A 20633-nucleotide genomic window follows, 5' to 3' on the forward strand; every position below is an offset into this window, starting at 1 on the left:
GCTGGGCGAGCGCCAGCGATGCGTGCTCGTGGCGGAGCAGCTGGACGAGCGTCGCGTGCGTGCGCTCGATCGCGCGCCGGACGCTGTCATCGCCGACGTCGATGCGCATCGGCAGTGTGTTGAGGAACATCCCCAGCGCGCGATCGGCGTCCGCGCCACTCTGCATCCGACCGAACAACAGCGTGCCGAACACGACATTGCGCCGCCCGGTCGTCCGGGCCAGGACCAGGGCCCACGCCAGGTGGACGAGGCTCGCCGCGCCGACCCGCATGACGCGCGCGACGCGGCGGAGCGCGGTCGACAGCGCGGGGTCGAGCATCTGTCGGACCTCGTCGTGGCCGCGGCCATCGCCCCGGACCTCGACGACACCGAACGGCGCGGTCGGCTCCTCGATGTCGCCCAGCAGGCTGCGGAAAAACGCGTCGTGGTCGTCCTGGCCCACGCTCGTGCAGGCCTGGGCCACGAAGTTGCGAAACGGCACCGTCCGCGGCAAGCGGTCTCGCTCGCCGCGGACGATCATGCGCGCCTCCTCGACGAGCAGGTCCAGCGTCGTGTGATCGCTGATCAGGTGGTGGGCGAGCAGGTGCAGCAGCCAGGGCCCGCCCGCGGAGTCACGCGACGTGCCTGCCGCCTCGTCGGCGATCTCGGCCGGCGTGTCGTCGGGGGTCACGTAGCAGGTGAGGAGCGGCGCGCGGCCCACGTCCAGGCGATAGCGAGATGGGTGGTGCAGCGCTTCGAGGCGTTCGGCCGCGTCGTCACCCTGCGCGTCCAGCTCCACCTGCTGGACCGAGAGCGTCGCCCGCCGCCACACGACTTGGACCGGCTGGTCGAGCCCTTCCCAGACAAAGCCGGTGCGCAAGATGTCGTGACGATCGATCACCTCCTGCAGCGCGGCGACGAAGCCGTCGAGCCGCCCTCGGGTGTCGAAGCGGAGCACGGTGGACAACAGGTACGGGTCGCCGCCGTCCTGGAGCAGGTAATGGAAGAACAGCCCCTCCTGCAGCGGACCCAAGGGATAGATGTCCTGAACGTTGGCCGCTCCGCCCTCGACCTTCGCGACGATCGCGTCGATCGCGTCCTGGGGCAGCTTGACGAGAGGGAGCATGTCCGGCGTGATCCGGGCGACGGGGGTGGTCCGCTCGTTCCGGTGCTTGAGCTCGGCGAGCAGGGCGGCCTTCCCGCTCCGCAGCGACTGGACCAGCGCCGGGTCGAGCGCGCCGCGCGGTGCGCGAATGACCAGCTCACCGCCATCGGCGTGGATCTGGATCTGCTTCTCTTCCAGGAGCTGCAGCAGGGCGCGAGTGTTCACAGTCGGATCTCCTCGACGTCGAGCCCGAAAGCCGCGTCCGGCTCGCGGACGCCGCCCGGGTGGCGCGCAATCAGGCGCGGGGGAACGTTCGGCTCGTCAGCGCTGGCGCGCACCTGCGCCGCCAGCTCGCTCAGCGTGGCCGTCAGAAAGATCGCGGTGACGTCGGCGTGCATGCGCGCGCGGCGCATGCGCTCGATCAGCCGGATGGCGATCAGCGAGTGGCCGCCCAGCGCGAAGAAGTTGTCGTGGCGTCCGACTTGCTCGACGCCGAGCAGCTCGGCCCAGATCTCGGCGAGCGTCTGCTCGATCGCGCCCTGGGGAGCCTCGTATGCCTGATGCCCGAGTGTTGCAGCCTCCGGCGCGGGCAGAGCCTTGCGATCGAGCTTGCCGTTGGGCGTGAGGGGCAGCGCAGCGAGCCGCACGTACGCCGCCGGCAGCATGTACGCCGGCAGCTTCTCGGCGGCGTGACGTCGCAGCGCTTCGTCGTCGAGCGCGGCCGCACCGGTGTAGTACGCAACCAGGCGCTTGTCGCCGGAGACGTCCTCGCGCACGAGCACCGCCACCTCGTCGAGCCCGGGCAGCTGCGCGAGCGCGCTCTCGACCTCGCCGAGCTCCACGCGGAAGCCGCGCACCTTCACCTGCCCGTCATCGCGCCCGATGAACTCGAGCTCCCCGTCAGGCCGCCAGCGCGCCAGGTCGCCGCTGCGGTACATGCGCTGGCCGGGATGGAAGCGGTCCGCCACGAACCGTTCGGCGCTGCGCTGCGGCTGGTGCAGATAGCCCCGCCCCACCTGCGCGCCCGCGATGAACAGCTCCCCCACCACGCCCACCGGCACCGGCTCGCCGCGGCGGTCCAGGACGTACATCCGCGTGTTCGCGAACGGCTTGCCGATGCTCACGCGCGCCGCGCCTGCCTCGTGGCGAACGTAGGCCGCGCTGCACGACACCGTGACCTCCGTCGGCCCGTACGTGTTGATCAGCCGCGTCTCCGCGCCCAGCGCCTCCCAGCGCGCCAGCGCGTGCGGCGACAGCGCATCGCCCGTCACGTTCACCAGGCGCACGCCGTCCAGCGGCGGCGTGCCCGCCTCCGCACGGCTCCACTCGCCGACCAGGCTGTGCCAGTGCGCCGCGGTCAGGTGCACCACGCTCGCGCGCTCGCCTTCGTCCCCGGCCCCGAACGGGCGCGACCTCGGCAACAGCCGCGCTCCCGCCAGCAGCGCTGGCATGATCTCCTCCACCGACAGGTCGAAGTTGAGCGAGTTCTGCTGCAGCACCGTATCCGCAGGTCCCAGCCCGAACCACTCGATCGCCGCAAGCGTGTAGTTCACGAGGTTGCGGTGCTCGATCATCACGCCCTTGGGCTGACCGCTCGAGCCCGACGTGTAGATCACGTACGCCAGGTGCTCCGCGCCAACACCCAGCGCCCGCGCGTCGAGGTCGTCATCGCTGCGCGAGGACCACTGGCCCGCGTCCAGCTCCACATCGAATACCGCGATCGTCCCGGGCACGTGACGGCGCGCCACGTCGCGCCCTGCACTCCCCGCCGTCAGCACCGCGACGGGCGCGCTGTCCTCGATGATGTGGGCCAATCTCTCGCCGGGGTAGGCAGGATCGAGCGGCACGTAGGCTCCGCCCGCCTTCAGCGTGGCTAGCAGCGCGACAAGCACCGGCGCGCCCCGCTCGGCGCACACCCCCACCCGCGCGTCCGCCGTGACGCCCAAATAGCGCAGGTGTCGCGCCAGCCGGTTGGCTCGCCGGTTCAGCTCGCCGTAGCTCACACGCTCCGTCCCGTCGTCGACCGCCACCGCCTCAGGGGCCCGCGCCACCTGCGCCTCGAACAGCTCGTGCACGCACCGCTCGAGCGGCAGCGCACGCCCCGTGTCGTTCCACTCGACCACCACGCGCTGCCACTCCGCCGGCGACAGCACAGCGATCGCGCCGATCGGCTGCCGATCGTCGGCCACCATGCCCTCCAGCACACGCAGCCAGTAGCCACGGTAGCGCTCCACCGTCTCGCGCTCGAACAGCGCCGTCGCGTAGTTCAGGCTCCCGACCAGCCCCTCCTCACGCTCCTGCAGCGCGAGCGTCAGGTCGCACTGCGCCGTGTCGAGCTCCGTCGGGAGCGTCGTCACGTGCAAGCCGGGCAGCGTCAGCGGCGCATCCCGCGTGCTGTGCCAGTCGAGCATCACCTGGTACAGCGGCGTGTGCGACAGGCTGCGCGGCGGCGCCACCACCTCCACCACCTGGTCGAACGGCAGGTCCTGGTGCTCCTGCGCCGCCAGCACCTGCGCTCGCGTACGCGCCAGCACCTCGCCCACCGTCGGCTCTCCCTGCAGGTCGATGCGCAGCGCCAGCGTGTTCACGAAGAACCCGATCAACGACTCGATCTCCGCCCGCCCCCGCCCCGCCACGGGACTTCCGATCACCACCTCTTCCTGCCCGCTCAGCCGAGAGAGCACCGCACCCCAGCTCGCAAGCAGCGTCATGTACATCGTCACCCCGTGACGACGGCTCAGCGCACGCAGCCCGCGCGTCAGCTCCGCACCCACCTGGACATCGATGCTCGCGCCTGCAGGGTCCTGCTGCGCAGGGCGCGGTCGGTCCCACGGCAAGCTCAACAGGCTCGGCGCACCGCGAAGGTTGCTCCGCCAGAACTCGCTCTGCCGCGCAAGCTGCCCGCTCGCCAGCGTGCTCCGCTGCCACGCTGCCCAGTCCGCGTATTGCACCGCCGGTGCGGGCAGCGGATCGGCTCGACCCGACGCATACGCGGCGTACAGCGCGCTCAGCTCGCGCAAAAACACGCCGACAGACCAGCCGTCCGACGCGATGTGGTGCATCACCACCTCGAGCACGTGCTCGTCTTCGCCCGTGCGCACGACCAGCACGCGCAGCGGCAGGTCCTCGCTCAGCTCGAACGCCCTGGCCGCATGCGCATCGCCCAGCGCGCGCGCCGCAGCCGCCGCATCGGCCGAGCCCCGCACATCCTCCTCGCGCAGCTGAAGCGCTGCCGTCGCCTGCACCTCCTGCACCGGCACGCCGTCCTGCACCCCGAAGCGCGTGCGCAGCGACTCGTGACGCTCCACGATTCGCCTCAGCGCGCCCACCAGCGCGCCCCGGTCCAGCACGCCGCGCAGCAAAAACGCACCCCGGATGTGATACGCCGCGCTCGCGCCCTCCAGCCGCGTCAAAAACCATAGCCGCTGCTGCGTCAGCGACACCGGCTCCGGTCCACGCCGCTCACCCACCGCAATCTCCGGCAGCTCCGTGCGCTCTGCCACCCTCACACGCGCCGCCAGCCGGTGCAGCTCGGGGTGCGCGAACAGCTCAGACAGCGGAAGCTCCACCCCCAGCAACCGACGCACCCGCGACACAAGCTGCATCGCCAGCAACGAGTGCCCACCAAGCTCGAAGAAGTGGTCGCTCCGGCTCACCTGCCCGCGCCCCAAAAGCTCGCTCCACAGCCCGGCAAGGATCTCTTCAATCTGATTCCGCGGCGCTTCCCCTGGCTTTGCCTCCGACGCCTCGGGCGCAGGCAGCGCACCGCGGTCGAGCTTGCCGTGCGCCGTCAGCGGCAGCGCCTCGAGCGCCACGTATGCCGTCGGCACCATGTACGACGGAAGGCTCCGCGACGCGTGGGCGCGCAGCGCATCCCCTAGATTCCCCTCGCCCGTGTAGTACGCCACCAACCGCGCATCGCTCGCGTCCCCGCCCTCGCGACGCGCCACCACCACCACCTCTTCGACTCCCCTCACCTCCCCGAGCCGCGCCTCGATCTCCCCAAGCTCGATACGGTAGCCTCGAAGCTTCACCTGAAAGTCGTTGCGGCCCACGTACTCGATCGTCCCGTCCGCACGCCAGCGACCGAGGTCCCCTGTCCGGTACACTCGTCCTCCGGACACGAACGGATCGTCCACGAACCGCTCCGCCGTCAAACCAGGCTCCCCCAGGTAGCCCCGCCCCACCCCCGCCCCGCCAATCACGATCTCACCGACCACACCAATGGGCGATGGCCGAAACGACGCGTCCACGATGTACACACGCACATTCGCGATCGGTCGGCCGATGTGCGGCGCACCGCCCGAGATGCGAGCCACCGTGGCGTCGACGGTGCACTCGGTCGGGCCGTAGACGTTGTAGAAGGTCGTCGGGCCTTGCTCGACCAGCGCATGCCACTGCGCCGGGCCGATCGCCTCGCCGCCGACCAGCGTGACGGCGCAGCGAGGCGCCCCGTGCTCGTCCAGCGTCAGCGCCAGCTGAGACGGCGTGCAGTCCAGGACGTCTATCTCGTGCGCGGCGACGAAGTCGCGCAACGCCGCGCCGTCGGCCCGCACGTCGGCCGGCACGACGACGAGCGTGCGCCCAGACAGCAGCTGGACCCACTGCTTGACGGACGAGTCGAACGCGAGCGGCGCGTTGAGGCTGACCCTCCGGCAGTGCGGGTGATGCGCGTGGATGGCGCGCTCCAGCGCCGCCCAGAGGTTGACCACACTGCCGTGCTCGATCATGACCCCCTTGGGTCGCCCGGTCGATCCCGACGTGTAGATGACGTAGGCCAGCTGGCGAGCCGGATCGCTCGACGCGCCGGGCACATCGCTTACCGTCTCCTCAAGCCGCGCGTCGGCCATTCCCCGGGCAGGCGCGATGTCCGCTCCGCCCGCGGCCAGCAGGATCAGCGGCGGTGCGGAAGGTAAGCTCGCGCGGAGCGCCGCCTGCGAGATCACGCAGACCGGTCCGGCGGCGACCAACACCTGCGCGAGGCGCTCCGACGGCCACGACGGGTCGAGCGGCACATAGGCGCCTCCGGCCTTGAGGATGCCGAGCACGGCGACGATCATGTCAACCCCGCGCTCGAGCACGATCGCGACCCGGCGATCTGGCCCGACGCCGTGGGCGCGCAGGGCCTGCGCCAAGCAGCTCGCCCGCGCATCGAGCTCGGCGAACGTCACCTCCATGTCCCCGTGCACGACGGCGATCGCCCCGGGCGTCCGCGCGACCTGCGCCTCGAACAGGCCGTGGACAGACGCGCCTTTGGGGACCTCGATCGCGGTGTCGTTCCAGGACGCGAACACGCGCTCGCGCTCGGACGCCGGCAGCACGTCGAGCTCGCACACGGGCCGCGCGGGCTCCGTTGCGAGCGCGTCGACCAGCACGTGGAGCGCGGTCTGTACGAAGTCGCAGATCCGCTCTGGCCCCACCTCCCGCGGCGCCTTGGCCGTGAGGACGAGCGCCTGCCCGAGATCGTCGATGGTGAGACCGAGCGGGTAGTTCGTGCGCTCGCGGCTGGCGAGGAGCTCGATCTCCGATCCCAGCACGTGCGAAAGCGATGGCGCATCGCTGTCGTCCGCGCTGAACCGGTAGTTGAGGAGCGAGGTGAACAGCGGCGCCTGGCTCGGGATCGCGCTGGCTCGCTGCGCCAGCGCGAGGGGCGCGTGCTCGTGGCGGAGTAGCTCGACGATGCGCGCGTGCGTGCCTCGCGCCGTGTCCGCGACACCGCGTGCGTCCACGTCGATGCGGATCGGCAGCGTATTGATGAACACGCCGAGCGCCCGGTCCGCTCGCGCGCCGCCCTGCGTGCGACCGACGAGCACGGTGCCGAACACGACGTCGCGCCGGTCCGTCGTCCGCGCCAGCACGAGCGCCCACGCCAGGTGAAAGAGGCTCGCCGTGCTCACGCCCAGCGCCCGCGCGCGATCACGGACCGCGCGCGCGAGCTCGGCCGACAAGATCCGGCTCGCCTCGGCGATGCCGCTGCCGTCGCCGTGCACGTCGAGCAGCCCGAACGGCGCGGTCGGCGCGTCGACGTCGCCGAGCATCTCGCGGAAGAACGCCTCATGCTCGCTGGCAGAGACCCGCAATCTCGCCTGCGCCACGAAGTCGCGGAACGGCGCCGGCGCCGGCAGATCGCGCTGGCCGTCCTCGATCGCGCGCGCCTCTGCGAGCACGGTCTCCAGCGTCGTGTGGTCCAGCACCAGGTGATGAAACAGGAGGTGCAGAAGCCAGCGCCCGCGCGTCGGGTCGGCAGCGACGCGACCGCGAAACAGCGGCGGCCGGGTCACGTCGATCCGCGCGTCGTGACCTGCCTCGAGCTGCGCGACGATATCGCCGGCGTCCGGATCGAGCGCGACGACCTCGACCTCGAGCGTCGCACGCCGGTGTACCACCTGGACCGGCTGCTCCACCAGGCCCTGCCAGGCAATGGCGGTGCGCAGGATGTCGTGGCGGTGGATCACCTGCTGCAGCGCCTGGAGGAAGCGGTCGAGCCGCGCGCGGCTTGCGAAGCCGAACACGCCGGACATGACGTACGGATCCGCGTCGTCGGGACTCCGCACCAGATGATGGAACAGGATCCCCTCCTGGAGCGGCGCCAGCGCATAGATGTCCTGCACACCGGCCGCGCCGCCATCGACCGCCGCGACGATCGCGTCGATCGATGCCTGGCTGAGGCTCACCAGCGGCAACATCTCGGGCGTGATGCGGTCGGCGTCCGGCGGGATGAGATTCGGCGGCACCGCCACCTCGTCGCTGTCCGCGCCGACCTGGCTCGCGAGCGCCGCCAGGGTCGGAGCGCTGAACACGACCCGCACGTCGGCGTGCATGTGCGCGCTGCGCATGCGCTCGATCAGCCGGATAGCGGTCAGCGAGTGGCCGCCCAGCGCGAAGAAGTTGTCGTGGCGGCCGACCCGCTCGATCCCGAGCAGCTCGGCCCAGATCCCGGCGAGCGTCTGCTCGGTCGCGCCCTGGGGAGGCTCGTACACCCGGTGCGCGAACGCCGCAGCATCCGGCGCGGGCAAGGCCTTGCGATCGAGCTTGCCATTCGCCGTCACCGGCATCGCCGCGAGCCGCACGTACGCCGCCGGTACGGCCGCCGCTGGCAGCCGCTGCGCCGCGTGCGCTCGCAGCGCCTCGGCGTCCGGCGCCTGCTCGCCTTCTGCCGTGTAGTACGCCACCAGCCGAAGGTCGCCCGGCTCGTCCTCGCGCGCCGTCACCGCCACCTCGCGCAGCCCCTTCACCTCGGCGAGCCGCACCTCGATCTCGCCCAGCTCGACCCGTACGCCGCGGATCTTCACCTGCAGGTCGTTGCGCCCCAGGTACTCGATCGCCCCGTCAGACCGCCAGCGCCCCAGATCTCCCGTGCGATACAGCCGACCACCCGCCGTGAAGGGATCGTCGACGAACCGCGCTGAGGTCAGCGCCGGCTGGTTCCGGTAGCCCCGCGCCACCTGCACGCCGCCGATGTAGAGCTCGCCCGCCGCGCCCACCGGCACCGGCTGCCGCCGCTCGTCCAGAATGTAAATCTGTGTGTTCGCAATCGGCCGGCCGATGGGGATCGAATCGCTCGTCTCGCCCGGCCTGCACTGCCACGCAGTGACATCCACCGCCGCCTCGGTCGGCCCGTACAGGTTGTGGAGCTCGATCCCGGGCAGCCGGTCGTGGAAGCGCCGCACCAGCGGCGCTGGCAACGCCTCGCCGCTGCAGAACACCCGCACCAGGCTCGTGCACCGCTCCGCCACGTCCTCGGCCAGGAACGCCTGCAGCATCGACGGCACGAAGTGCAGCGTCGTCACCCTCGCGCGCTCGATCAGCGTCGCCAGGTAGTCCGGGTCCTTGTGCCCGTGCGGCCGCGCCATCACCAGCTGCGCCCCCGCCATCAGCGGCCAGAACAGCTCCCACACCGACACGTCGAACCCGAACGGCGTCTTCTGCAGCACCACGTCCCGCTCGCCCAGCCCGTACGCCTGCTGCATCCACAGCAGCCGGTTCACCACGCCGCGGTGCTCGTTCATCCCCCCCTTGGGCGTCCCCGTCGAGCCCGACGTGTAGATCACGTACGCCAGGTCGCGCTCGTGTCCCTCCGCCGGCGGCTCGTCGCACGGCTCGTGCGAGAAGCCCCAGGCCTGCATCGAGAGCGCCACGCACCGTGCGCCGATGCCTTCGATCTCGGCCAGCGTCCGGTCACCCACCGCGTCCACCAGCACCACACGCGGCGCACTGTCCGCGATCATCTCGCGCAGCCGCACCTTCGGCTGGTCTGGATCGAGCGGCACGTAGCAGCCGCCCGCCTTCAGCACCGCCAGAAGCCCGATCACCATCTCCACGCTGCGCTCCAGGCACAGCCCCACCGGCACGTCTGGGCCCACGCCCTGCCGCCGCAGCGCGTGCGCAAGCTGGTTGGCGCGCGCATTGAGCTCCGCGTAGGACAGCCGCCGCACGCCGTCGTCCACCGCCACCGCGGCCGGGGTCCGCGCCACCTGCGCCTCGAACAGCTCGTGCACGCGCAGCCCCGTCGGGTACGCCGTGCCGGTCTCGTTCCAGCCCACCACCACTTGGCGTCGCTCGTCCTCGTCGATCAGCGGCAGCGCGCCGATCGGCTGGCCAGCGCCGCCTTCGAGCACAGCATTCATCACGCACGAAAGGCGGCGCTGAATACGCTCGATCTCGCCGCGCTCGAAGACCACGCGGCTGTAGTCGAGCTCGATGACTGCGTGGTCGGTCCCCGGATACTCGTTGATGCACACGGCCAGGGGGACCTGAGCGAAGCCGCTGTACATCTTGTCGACCACCGCCCAGCGCGCCGTGCCGATCGGCGCTGCTTCCGGATAGATGTCCAGGCTCAGCGTCACGTCGAACAGCTGCCGCCGGCCGAGCTGGTCGAGGCGCAGCGACCTGTTGAGATCCTGGATCGGGAATCGCTGATGGCGATAGCAACGCCGCAGCTCGGCGGCGATGTCCTGCATCAGCTCGGCGATGCTTCTGTCGCGATCGACCTGGATCCCGAGCGGGATCATCGAGGAAAACATGCCCGCCGTGCACCGGTCGCGCGCCGTGCCGCGGTTGTGCACCGAAACCCCGATCACCACCTCCTCCGCGCCGTGCGTGCGCGCGAAGTAGGTGGCCATGACGGCGAGCAGGAAGTGCTGCAACGTGCTTCCGGACGCCGCGAGATACGCGCGCAGGCGGGCGAGCTCGTGGCCCTCGATCCGCCGCATGGCACGGTCGCTGACCCAGGCGTCGCGACCGCTGGCCATGGCCTCGAACGCGCCCGGGGAGAGGAGCGGCGGTGGCAAGGTGACGAATCGCTCTGTCCAGAACTGTCGATCGGCCTCGTAGCGGGGCGACGCCAGATACAGCCGGTCTTTCTCGGCAAACTCGAGGTAGGACGGCGCCGGCGCGCCCACCGGTGCGCCGCGCGAGCACCGCTCGTAAGCCTCCGCGATGGCGCGCACCACGATGGCGAAGTGGGTGCCGTCGGACACGAGGTGGTGGAAGTGGAGCCGGAAGTACCGGCAGTCCGGCCTGATCCGCACGAGCTGCGCCTCCCACAGCGGGCGGCCGTAAAGCTCGAACGGCGTGCTTGCTGCCCGATGGATGTGGGCCCAGGCGCGCGCCTCGGCATCGTCGTGGCCGGTCAGGTCGAGCACCGGCACGATGCCACCGCCACGCGGCAGGACGCGCTGGAAAGGGACACCGGCCTCCTCCCCGATCACCAGCCGAAGCGCGTCGTGGCTCTGGACGACGTAACCGAACGCCGCCTCGAACCGCGCCTCGTCGAGGTCGCCATCGATCCGAAAGACCATCCCGATGTTGTAGGAAGGCACCCCTGGCGCCAGCATCTGATCCAACCAGACCGCCTGCTGGACGGACGTGAGGTCATGTCGAGTGGTCAACGGCGACTCCTGGGCGCTCGGGTGACGTCGGTTCGCAAGCGAGAAGTTCATCCACACCTGGCGCGTGGCCTCGGGCCCACGGCTCGGGGTGCGCCGCGGCCGGCGGCGTGGCTGTCGTCGGTTCATCCGCTGGATCGGGCGTCCCCTCGTCGAAGTCCCGGAATCGCGGCGAGAGCAGCGCGACGAGCGACAGGAGGCCGCCAGCGGCGCCGCACACGATGAAGACGAAGGCCAGACCGCGGCCCTTGCCTGTGCCGACCCAGGCGCCCACCGTGCTCGCCCAGGCGCCTCCGTCCAGAAGCGCCGGCTCGAAGACATGGTGAGCGAAATAGCCACCCACCAGCATCGCCACGCACACCATGATCCCGTTGAGCGCGGCATTCAGCGCGAACAGACTTCCTCGGCTTTCGACCCGCGTCTTGCGCAGGAGCAGCGCGAGGGCGCATGCAGTCGACGTCGCACCGCCGAAGTACGCGCCGAACGCGCACAGGGCCCACAGGACCGTCGAGCTCGCGAGCCCGACCAGCACCAGCATCAGCGATACCGACAGTTGAGCCACGAGCATCCAGCGCATCTGGCGACGACGCACCGGCGCGACCACCAGCAGCGCCGACCCCGCCACCGCTCCCAGCGCACCGCTGCTCAGGATCAAGCCGACCGCATCGCTGGCGTGCGTCGACAGGACGAGCGGGATCATCATGCTCGCGGCGAGCACGACGAGGGCCTCCTGGATCGCGCCATAGATCGAAAGCCCGGCCATCATCGGCACCTCGCGGAGATAGGCCAACGCGGAGCGCACGCTGAGAGCGGTCTCGCGGAAGAGCGACGACCGCCCCGCGCGCTCGACCCCGCGGACGGCCTGCCGGCTCCGCGAGAGCCCGCCGAACGCGGCGATCGCTCCAGCAGCCACGAGGAGAATGTGCACGGTGACGATGCCGGTGAGCCCGAGCGCGGCCATGAGGTAACCCGCGACCAGGGGCACCGCGACCTGGAACACGCTCTGCGTGAGTCCGATCAGAGCACCAGCCTGGGTGAGCCGCTCCCGCGGCACGATCGAGCCCATCGCCGCCCGGTACGCCGGGATGCGGATCGATCCAACGACCGCACTGGCGGCGTTGAACGCATAGAGGTAGCCCGGCTGCATCCGATCCTGAAACACCAGGACGGCGAGCACGGCGACCAACACCGCCGAGCAGGCGTCGCACCCCACGATGACCCAGCGCCGGTCGAACCGATCGGCCAGCGCGCCCGCCACCGGGGTCATGAGTAGGCTTGGGAACGCGGTCGCCACGATCGCCATCGAGAACTGCTGCGCAGATCCCGTCCGCTGGAACAACCAGACTCCGAGCGCGAACGTCATCAGCGCGGAGCCGAGGTCGAAGGCGGTCTCGCTCGCCCACAACAAGGCGAACGTCTGCCGGACGCGTGTTTGCGTCACCACGGCCTCGTCACTGCCGCTTGGCGCGAGCGACCGCCGCCTCGAGGCGGTCGAGGATCTCGCCGACATCGGACCTCGTCACGATCAGCGGCGGGAGCAGCCGGAGCACGGAGCCACGCCGGCCCCCGGTTTCCACGAGCAAGCCGTTCTCGAACGCCGCTCGCTTGATCGCCGCGCTCAGCACTCCGTCGTGCCGTCCGCGGCGCGCGCCGGGCGACGGCTCCACGACCTCGACGCCGATCATCAACCCGCGCCCGCGCACGTCTCCCAGCTCCGGGTGGTCGCTCGCGATCCGGCGCAGACCCGTCATGAGCAGCTCACCCATCTCCGCTGCGTGCTCGGCGAGCCGATCGCGTCGCAAGATCTGCATCGTGACCTTTCCGGCCACCATCGCGATCTGGTTACCGCGGAACGTTCCGGCGTGCATGCCGCGGGACCACAGATCGAGAGCCTCGTCGTACACGACGACCGACAGCGGGAAACCACCGCCGACAGCTTTGGACAGAATGAGCACGTCGGGCACGATGCGCGCGCGTTGGAACGCGAACATGGTCCCGGTCCGTGCGAATCCGGTCTGCACTTCGTCGATGACGAGCGGGATCTCGAGCTCGCGGGTGAGCTGCCGCACTTGGCGTAGCCAGTCGTCCGAGACCGGGATGCACCCTCCCTCCCCTTGGACGACCTCGACGATGACGGCCGCTGGGCGGGGAATCCCGCTCTCCGGATCACACAACAGATTTCGCAAGTAGTGGATCGAGAGCTGGTCGGTATCGCGCCCGTCGGTGCCGAACGGGCAGCGGTACTGGTACGGATACGGCGCGAAGTGGATACCGCCAGCCGCACCGGGCAGCACCGCCTTGACGGTGAGATTTCCCATCGCGGGTAGCGCGCCGCCGGTCATGCCGTGGTACGCGCCGTGAAAGGCAATGATTGGCTGGCGACCCGTAGCGATGCGCGTCAGCTTCATCGCCGCCTCGACCGCATCGGACCCACTCGGACTGCAGAACTGGACCTTCGCCCGGGATGCCCACTTGTCTGGTAAGAGGCCGAACAGCTCGTCGAGGAACTCGCACTTGGCCGGCGTGGTCAGATCCAGAACCTGCTGCACGTGACCCGAGCCGATGAAGTGTAAGAGTGCGTCTCGGATCTCCGGGTGATTGTGCCCGAGCGGCAGAGCGCCGGCGCAGGCCAGACAATCGATGAACTCGCGCCCGGACCTGTCGCGCATGCGGATGCCCGTCCCGCGCTCGAACACCGTTTCGAACGACGACGCATAGGTCCGTGCGCTGGACTCACGTCGCTTGACGGACTCATACAAATCCTCTGCTGTCTTGGCGAGGCCGGCGACCATGGGCATGTCTGCTGACAACATCGATCACTCCTCCTTGGCGCCGTCGGCGCGCGACCAGCCGTACACCGAGCCTATTTCCTGAACGGGGACCTTTCACGAACTCCGCGTGTGGCGGCTGGTCGACACACAATCGACGCGCATCTAGACGGCCCTCTGTCCGCCGACCGTCATATCGTCGTGACCAGGCCATCCACGATGGGACTGTTCACGTAGGCGCGATCGATGTGGAGCTCGGCGATGCGCAGCCGCCGTCTCGTGCGCCACCATGCGCTCTCGGAACCCCTGCAGCGCGCCCTGCGAGAATGGGGGCGTGACCGCACCCAGGCAGCCGAGCACCATCTGCCAGCGCAGGTCCACGACGGACAGCTCCACCGCCTCGGCATCCGATGCGCCGACGTAACCTTGAAGCAGCGTGAACATGCACATGAGCGCCGGTGGATGGGGCGGCTCCCCTGCTCCCGTTGTCCGGTACATGCTCTCGAGCTGCTCTTGGAATGCCTCGTCGAACAGCTCGTGCCGGTGCAGCCTGAGAAAGCCGAGCAGTGTCCTTACGCGTGCCAACGGCTTCATCAGCGACTGCTCCTGCCGCGACAGCTCCACCGGCGGCGACTATCGTTCCATTCATGCACCTCCTGGTGCGGATGAGATAATGGCCATGCGAACCTGTCGATCCATCCATCGGACCGCTCAGAATTTCCAAAAATCAACCTGGTCGATGCTCTAGCGCGCGCTCTCGCGCCGTCAAGTCCTCACGAAGTGCGCGCCTCACGGAGCGCGCAGTGCCCGCATGCAAACGCGCGGCCACCGTGTTTGGAGAGATCCCCGCCATGCGCGAGACCTCCGCCGCCGACTTGCCCTCGATCCGGTTCTTCTCCGCTCAGAAGAATTGACCCGCCTTTGCTCACGAGTCAACCATGTGTCGGCAGCCCCAACATTTCTTTACTCACGAGTCACATATATAGGCAGCCCCAACATTTTCAGTGCTGCTGCGGCGAGCTCGAGCGGCAATGAGGGGAACGTGGACGAGCTGAGCGGGCCCAACGCCGCTCGAGGAGGCTCTTTCCCCTGGCTGAGGACACACGTATCCGCTGCAAGCGGCGTTTGACAGCGATACGCATGCGACGCGTGCGTTGCGGGGCGGTGTCAACGCTATGGCGACAAGCCGAGGAGAGCGGCGAAGAGCGTATGCACGAAGCGGTGCGAGCCAGCGAAGCGGAGCCAACTCTGACGCGCCCGATGAATGCCTGTGGTCCTCGACCGACCAGCTCTGGGGGAGGTCGGTCACCACGTATCGATCGCGAATGAAGTCGGTCAGCCGGCCCTGCTCTCCCTCGAAGCGGTCGAGGATCTGCCGGCGAACAACGAGCCGCAGGGGTTGATGGCTGCCCCGCGGGGTCCAGCCCACCTCACCGACGTACTGCTTGACCATGCGGAGGCACTCGCCGGTGCCGGCCAGCGTGACCACCAGCGCGTTGAACGACAGCTTGCCCTTGTAGGAGAAGTCTGCGCCCTCGAACTGATTCCCGTACAGCGCCTTGAGATGGCCGTCGAGGTAGACGACCGCGAGCGAGCGCTCGGTGCAGCGCCGGCCATTGTGCCGCGCGAGCTTGCTCCACACCTTGTGCTGGACCGCGTCGATCGCATGCCGAAGACCAGTCAGCGCGTCGGCGTTGAAGCGCCTCAGGAAGTCCCCCGCGGTCGTCGGTCGGGCTGCCGGCACGCACCGAACATCCTGCACACCGCCTCGTCGTTCTGCAGCGTTGCCGTGTCCTCCAGGCACCGCCCGCCGACGTAGACGTTCATCGCCTGGGCGAGCACATGGCCCGCCTCGCGATACGGAAGGTGCTGCTTGAGCACGCGAACCCGCTGATTGATCTCCTGGGCCACCCCGAACTTCCGATAGAACTGCTCGACCAACGCCAGCCGGCCGCATCGCGTCTCGGTCGCACGAGGCTCGATCTCGACGTGCAGCTTCGGCAGCCGCAGGACGGGTCCCCCGTCCTCGTGCGCGACGAGTCCCGCCTCGGCGGCGACATGAACCGGACCTCGCCGTTCATCCAGAACCTGCTCGATACCGGCGTCTGGCTCTTCTACTACTTCACCGACGAGGAGGTGAGGATCGACGGCGCTGTCGACAAGGGCGTGCTCACCGTGCGTAACTTCGCCTCCGAGCTCGAGCGGGAGAAGATCAGCCAGAGGACGCACGAGCACCTCCCGACCAAGGCCCGGCGCGGGCTCAACGTCGGCGGCCGGGTCTACGGCTACGACAATATCGAGATCGAGGACGGCGACCGGCGCGTACGCGTCGAGTACAAGATCAACGAGGAGCAGGCGAAGATCGTCCGCGAGATCTTCCGGCGGTACGCCGCCGGCGAAGGGCTTCGAACGATCGCGAAGGACCTCAACGCCCGCGGCGTCGAGCCCCCAGGGCTGGTCGACGCGGCAGGCCATCGCCGAGGCCCTCCGGAGATGCGTCGCCGCATCGCCGAGCGCGCGAGAGGGCAAACGCTACCGGATCGAGGGGAAGGTCGGGCTCGAGGCGATGCTCGCCATCGAGGGTAGTGCCAGGTGCACTACCGATGGCGTCCCCAGCGGGATTCGAACCCGCGTAGCAGCCTTGAAAGGGCTGAGTCCTGGGCCGGGCTAGACGATGGGGACCGGCGATGCGGCGCGGGAACCTACCGTCCGTCGTCGAGCAATGCAAGCCCAACTCGCGTCGCACGTTCCGTCCGGTCCCGCCCCCGCGAGGCCCGCAGCGCGAACCGGCCGCTCGGCGGCTCGTCGCGGCGGGCTTCGCGGGGGAAGGCGCCGGTCCCGGCGGCCTCGCTGCCCGCCGGCGTGGGCTCAGCCGGGCTGAGCCGGCGTCCACGCGGGGGCATCGCTCGCGGGGAACGAGTCCTCCACGGTCTCGTCCACCTTCTGTTCGGGCTCCTTGTCCGCCGTCGCCTCGTGGCCCTCCACGGGGTCCCCCGGGACGTGCCTGTGCTGTCCGCTCCCGGCCTTCCGGTCGTGCGAGGGCGCGTCGGCGGCGCTCCTGGACGCCTCGGCCCCTCGTTCCTCCGATCCCTTCTCGTTCGGCTTCATGCGCACCTCCTCGGGCTGTTCCGGCTTCTCCAGACCACCTGGAGCCGTCGAAGCGCACCGCAAGGGGCCAACCGGGCGCCGGTGCGCCCGGCGCGGCCGCTCGTCCGGCACGGACCTCGCTCCCGGCGCGCGATCTCGCCTTGCCGGCGCGGGCCCTGCCCTGCCCTTGCGCCATGCGCCGCGCGGCCTGCGCACCGCGTCCCTGCACCTTTCGCGACGCGACCTCCCGCGCCCGAACCGCTGGACGGCCACGATGAATCGGGCGACCATGCGCACCGCGCAACCTACCTTGCGCCACACAGGCAGAGCTCTCCCCCATGCTTTCGCTGCTGCGCCTCGAGCCTGCCGTTTCGATGTCCCAGGGAGGACCGTGCACCGCCGCCGGCGCCTGACGCGCGCCGCGCTCGCCTTCTGCCTCGGTCCGGCGCTCCTCTCGGCCGCCCCTTCGCGCCCAGCGCGCGCGCAGCTAGCGCCGCCGGCGCAGCGTCCCCGACCGGCGCCCGCCGCACAGCCGCCCGCGCAGCCTCAGGCGCAGCCCCAGCCCGCGCCCTCCGCCCAGCCCCAGGCGCAGCCGCCCGCCCAGCCCCAACCCGCGCCCGCCACCCAGCCCCAGCCCGCGCCCTCCCAACCCGCGCCGCCCTCGCCTCCCCCTCCTCCCGCCGCCCCGCCCCCCCTCGAGGTCGTCGTCACCGGCACCCGCACCCCCGAGAGCAGCCAGCGCGCCACCGTGCGCACGCGCGTCGTCACCCGCGAGGAGGCCGAGCGCCGCGGCGCCACGAACGTCGGCGAGGCGCTCGACGGCGAGCTCGGCGTCCAGGTCAACCCGAGCGCCTACGGCGCCCTCGGCAACCCCAGCGCCATCCAGATCCAGGGCTTCGACCTCGACCGCGTCCTCGTCCTCGAGGACGGCGAGCGCGTCATCGGCGACAGCGGCGGCGCCATCGACCTCTCCTCCCTCCCGCTCAGCGACGTCTCCCGCATCGAGCTCGTCACCGGACCGACGAGCTCGCTCTACGGCGCGAGCGCCATCGGCGGCGTCGTCAACGTCCTCTCCGCACCCCCGGCCCACCCGGGCTTCAGCGGCCGCGGCCGCCTCGAGGGACGCAGCCGCGCCGGGCTCCTCGCCCAGGCCTCCGGCGCCTACCGCGGCGAGCACGCCTGGGCCAGCGCCGACGCCTCGTTCCAGCGGGACGACAGCCTCACCCTCCTCGAGGACAGCGCCGCCACCGCCCTGCCCGAGCGCGCGCAGCACCTCGTGGGCCTGCGCGCCGGCGCCGCGCTCGGCCGCGGCATCGACGTGCGCCTCCGCGCGCGGTGGATCCACGACGAGCAGGACGGCATCGAGCAGCCGCCGCCGCTGCCAGGCCTCGGCGTCTACCTCATCGACGTCCCCGAGGTGACCGACCGCTTCACCCTGCACCTCACCGAGACGCTCGATCTCGGCGGAGGCTCCAGCCTGCGCCTCGCCGCCGGCCGGCAGTGGGCCTACCGGACGAGCGAGCGCAACCTGCGCGGCTCGCCCCAGTCGGAGCTGCGCGAGCGCACAGGCACCCTGCAGAGCTACGAGGCCATCGCCACCATCGCCCAGGGACGGCTCACCTGGGTCGCCGGCGCCCGCGCCGAGGTCGAGTCGCTCACCCAGGAGCTCGAGCGCACCACGGTCTCCACCTCGGGCATCTTCGAGAGCACCGTCGACGAGGTGCCCGACACCGAGCTCGGCAGCGCCGCCGTCTACGGCCAGCTCGCGTGGAAGCTCACCGACAGCCTCACCCTCATGCCCGGCGTCCGCGGCGAGTACTGGCCGCGCTACGGCGCCGTCCTCGCCCCGCGCCTCGCCGTCGCCTACCGGCCCGCGCCGTCGCTCACGCTGCGCATCTCCGGCGGCCGCGGGTTCCGCGCGCCCAGCGCGAAAGAGCTCGGCTTCTCGTTCGATCACTCGGGCCTCGGCTACAAGCTCGAGGGCAATCCGGGGCTCGCCCCGGAGACGTCCTGGGGCGCGAACGGCGATGTCACGTGGAGCCCCAGAGAAGGCCTGACGGTGCGCGCCGGCGCCTTCGCGAACTGGGTCGACGACCTGATCGACTTCGACCCGAAACCCATCGACACCTCCGGCGGCGTCGACACGTATACCTACATGAACGTCGCCAAGGCGCGGACCGCAGGCGTCGAGCTCTCGGCGACGTTCCAGGCGGCGTCGTGGCTCCGCGCCGAGGCCGGCTACGCCTACCTCTGGACGCGCGACGACACGGGCAATCCCCGGCAGCCGCTCTCCGGCAAGCCGCCGCACACCGCGCAGGCGGCCCTCCGCGCCGACCTGCCCCTCCAGCTCGAGCTCGTCGCCCGGCTGCGGACGATCTCCAGCGCGTTCATCGAGGTGGACGACCGCGGCGTGACCCGCCGCGCGCCCGGCTTCACCACGCTCGACGCGCGGCTCGCGCGGCCGCTCTGGCCCTCGTCGCAGGCCTACGTCGGCGTCAGGAACCTGCTGGGCGCGCAGAAGGACCCTGGCCGCCGCAACGATCACCGGCCCCTCGAGGGGCGCACCGTCTACCTCGGCGTCGTCGCCGAGCTACCGTGGGAGGACTCATGACACGATGGTCCGTCGCAACAGCGCTTCTCCTGCTCACCCCGGCGTGCAGCGACGACGTGGGAGGCGGAGGCGGCGAGCAGACCGAGGACGGCGCGCTCCTCGAGGTCGAGGTGCCGGCCTCGGGCAGCGTCTTCCTCCGCCTCGCCACGCCGGAGGTCGTCGTCCCCTCCGGCGATCCCGCGGCGTCCACCGACTGGGATCTCGCGTTCTCGGGGTACGACGTGTTCACCAACAGCGGCCTCAGCGGCCCGGGCGAAGGCGGGGCGCTGCCGCTCACCCTCGAGGACTACACGGCAGGCCAGCTGCCGAGCACCCCCTTCCTGCTCCAGGACGAGGCCGGCGGCGCCTTCACGGGGTGGTACGCCTACGACGGCGAGACGCACGTCGCCTTCAGCCGGTATCACATCCACGCGATCGAGCACGAAGGGCGGTACTGGAAGCTCCAGATCCTCTCCTTCTACGGCGAGGTCGACGGAGCGCCGGTCACGGGGCTCTACCAGCTCCGCTATGCCGAGGTGCTCCCCGACGGCTCCGGCCCGACGGTCGACATCGAGGATCTCGACGCGACCGCGGGCGGCATCGAGATGCCCGAGACCGCGCCGAGCGCCTGCCTCGACCTCGCGAGGGGCGAGCAGCGGATGCTCACGCCGGAAGAAGCGCGCGCGTCGACGGCGTGGCACGTCTGCTTCCGCAGGTCGCAGATCGGCGTCAACGGCGAGCTCGGCGGCCCAGGGACCGCGCGCGGCGCCGATCTCCAGGAGCAGGAGGCGAGGTCCGAGTCGCTCGCCGAGGTCAAGGAGCGGACCGCCGCCTCGGAGGAAGCACGGTTCAACGCGGCCGACCACGCCGCCCTCACCGATGCCGCCGTCGCGTACCGCGGCGACCACATCGCCACGGCCTTCACGGGGCGCTGGCTCGATCGCGGGGCGAGCCCCCCCGCGCCGTCCAAGGACGCCGCGTGGCTCGTCCAGAGCGCAGACGGCCAGTCGCGCTACGTGGCCGTCATCGAGCGCTTCGAGGGCGCGACGGACGCCTCCCCAGGTCGAGTGATAATGCGCGTCAAGCAGGTGGAATGACCGCCACTCCCGCCATTTGCGTTGCGGGACGGTCACAAGGGTGCGCGGCGCGTGACATCGCGCCAGGACCCGAGCATACTGCGCGCTCGCTAAGGGACGCCCTTAGCCGTGGCAAGGAGC

10 protein-coding genes, 1 tRNA gene and 1 pseudogene (1 of these 12 only partly in view) are annotated in these 20633 nt (G+C 70.5%); 3 read left to right on the forward strand and 9 right to left on the reverse strand.

What is annotated here, in order from left to right; genetic code table 11:
• The 6 genes and pseudogenes from WMF20_RS24400 to WMF20_RS24425 all read right to left on the reverse strand — a co-directional run.
• Positions 1–1309, reverse strand: the 5' portion of a protein-coding gene (locus WMF20_RS24400) for an amino acid adenylation domain-containing protein (protein WP_437617003.1). The gene continues 11813 nt to the left of window position 1, outside the view; the window shows 1309 of its 13122 coding nt (coding positions 1–1309); it begins with the start codon at positions 1307–1309; the stop codon falls past the left edge of the window.
• Positions 1306–11025, reverse strand: a complete 9720-nt coding sequence (locus tag WMF20_RS24405; RefSeq protein ID WP_437617004.1) for an amino acid adenylation domain-containing protein — start codon at positions 11023–11025, stop codon at positions 1306–1308. The genes WMF20_RS24400 and WMF20_RS24405 overlap by 4 nt, the downstream gene beginning before the upstream one ends.
• On the reverse strand, positions 10958–12412 hold the full coding sequence (locus tag WMF20_RS24410; protein WP_437617005.1) for an MFS transporter: 1455 nt from the start codon (positions 12410–12412) through the stop codon (positions 10958–10960). Before WMF20_RS24410 ends, WMF20_RS24405 begins: the two co-directional genes overlap by 68 nt.
• Before the next feature lie 10 nt (positions 12413–12422).
• Positions 12423–13763 carry a diaminobutyrate--2-oxoglutarate transaminase family protein gene (locus tag WMF20_RS24415; RefSeq protein ID WP_437617162.1) on the reverse strand — a complete coding sequence of 447 codons (1341 nt, stop codon included), beginning with the start codon at positions 13761–13763 and terminating at the stop codon, positions 12423–12425.
• A 252-nt stretch (positions 13764–14015) separates the two neighbouring features.
• A pseudogene (locus WMF20_RS24420) lies at positions 14016–14333 on the reverse strand (transposase); the annotation flags it as partial.
• A 373-nt stretch (positions 14334–14706) separates the two neighbouring features.
• Positions 14707–15483 carry a hypothetical protein gene (locus WMF20_RS24425; RefSeq protein WP_437617006.1) on the reverse strand — a complete coding sequence of 259 codons (777 nt, stop codon included), beginning with the start codon at positions 15481–15483 and terminating at the stop codon, positions 14707–14709.
• A gap of 98 nt (positions 15484–15581) precedes the next feature.
• Here WMF20_RS24425 and WMF20_RS24430 point away from each other — a divergent pair, with 98 nt between their 5' ends.
• Complete coding sequence (locus WMF20_RS24430) at positions 15582–16325, forward strand: recombinase family protein (protein ID WP_437617007.1); 744 nt, start codon at positions 15582–15584, stop codon at positions 16323–16325.
• Positions 16326–16343: 18 nt separating this feature from the next.
• Here WMF20_RS24430 and WMF20_RS24435 read toward each other — a convergent pair.
• From WMF20_RS24435 to WMF20_RS24445, 3 genes are all read right to left on the reverse strand, one after another.
• Positions 16344–16421, reverse strand: a tRNA-Glu gene (locus WMF20_RS24435).
• Positions 16422–16607: 186 nt separating this feature from the next.
• Positions 16608–16847 (reverse strand): hypothetical protein, encoded by a 240-nt coding sequence (locus WMF20_RS24440; RefSeq protein WP_437617008.1) that lies wholly within the window; start codon positions 16845–16847, stop codon positions 16608–16610.
• A gap of 525 nt (positions 16848–17372) precedes the next feature.
• On the reverse strand, positions 17373–17582 hold the full coding sequence (locus WMF20_RS24445; RefSeq protein WP_437617009.1) for a hypothetical protein: 210 nt from the start codon (positions 17580–17582) through the stop codon (positions 17373–17375).
• On the opposite strand from WMF20_RS24445, the gene WMF20_RS24450 reads away from it, so the two are divergent.
• Positions 17575–19437 carry a TonB-dependent receptor plug domain-containing protein gene (locus WMF20_RS24450; protein WP_437617010.1) on the forward strand — a complete coding sequence of 621 codons (1863 nt, stop codon included), beginning with the start codon at positions 17575–17577 and terminating at the stop codon, positions 19435–19437. The genes WMF20_RS24445 and WMF20_RS24450 overlap by 8 nt on opposite strands.
• Entirely contained in the window at positions 19434–20513 is a 1080-nt protein-coding gene (locus WMF20_RS24455; RefSeq protein WP_437617011.1) for an HmuY family protein, read from the forward strand. Before WMF20_RS24450 ends, WMF20_RS24455 begins: the two co-directional genes overlap by 4 nt.
• Positions 20514–20633 lie beyond the last annotated feature (120 nt).

It is taken from the genome of Sorangium sp. So ce834 (assembly GCF_051521425.1).
In the GTDB taxonomy this organism is placed as follows: domain Bacteria; phylum Myxococcota_A; class Polyangia; order Polyangiales; family Polyangiaceae; genus Sorangium; species Sorangium cellulosum_D.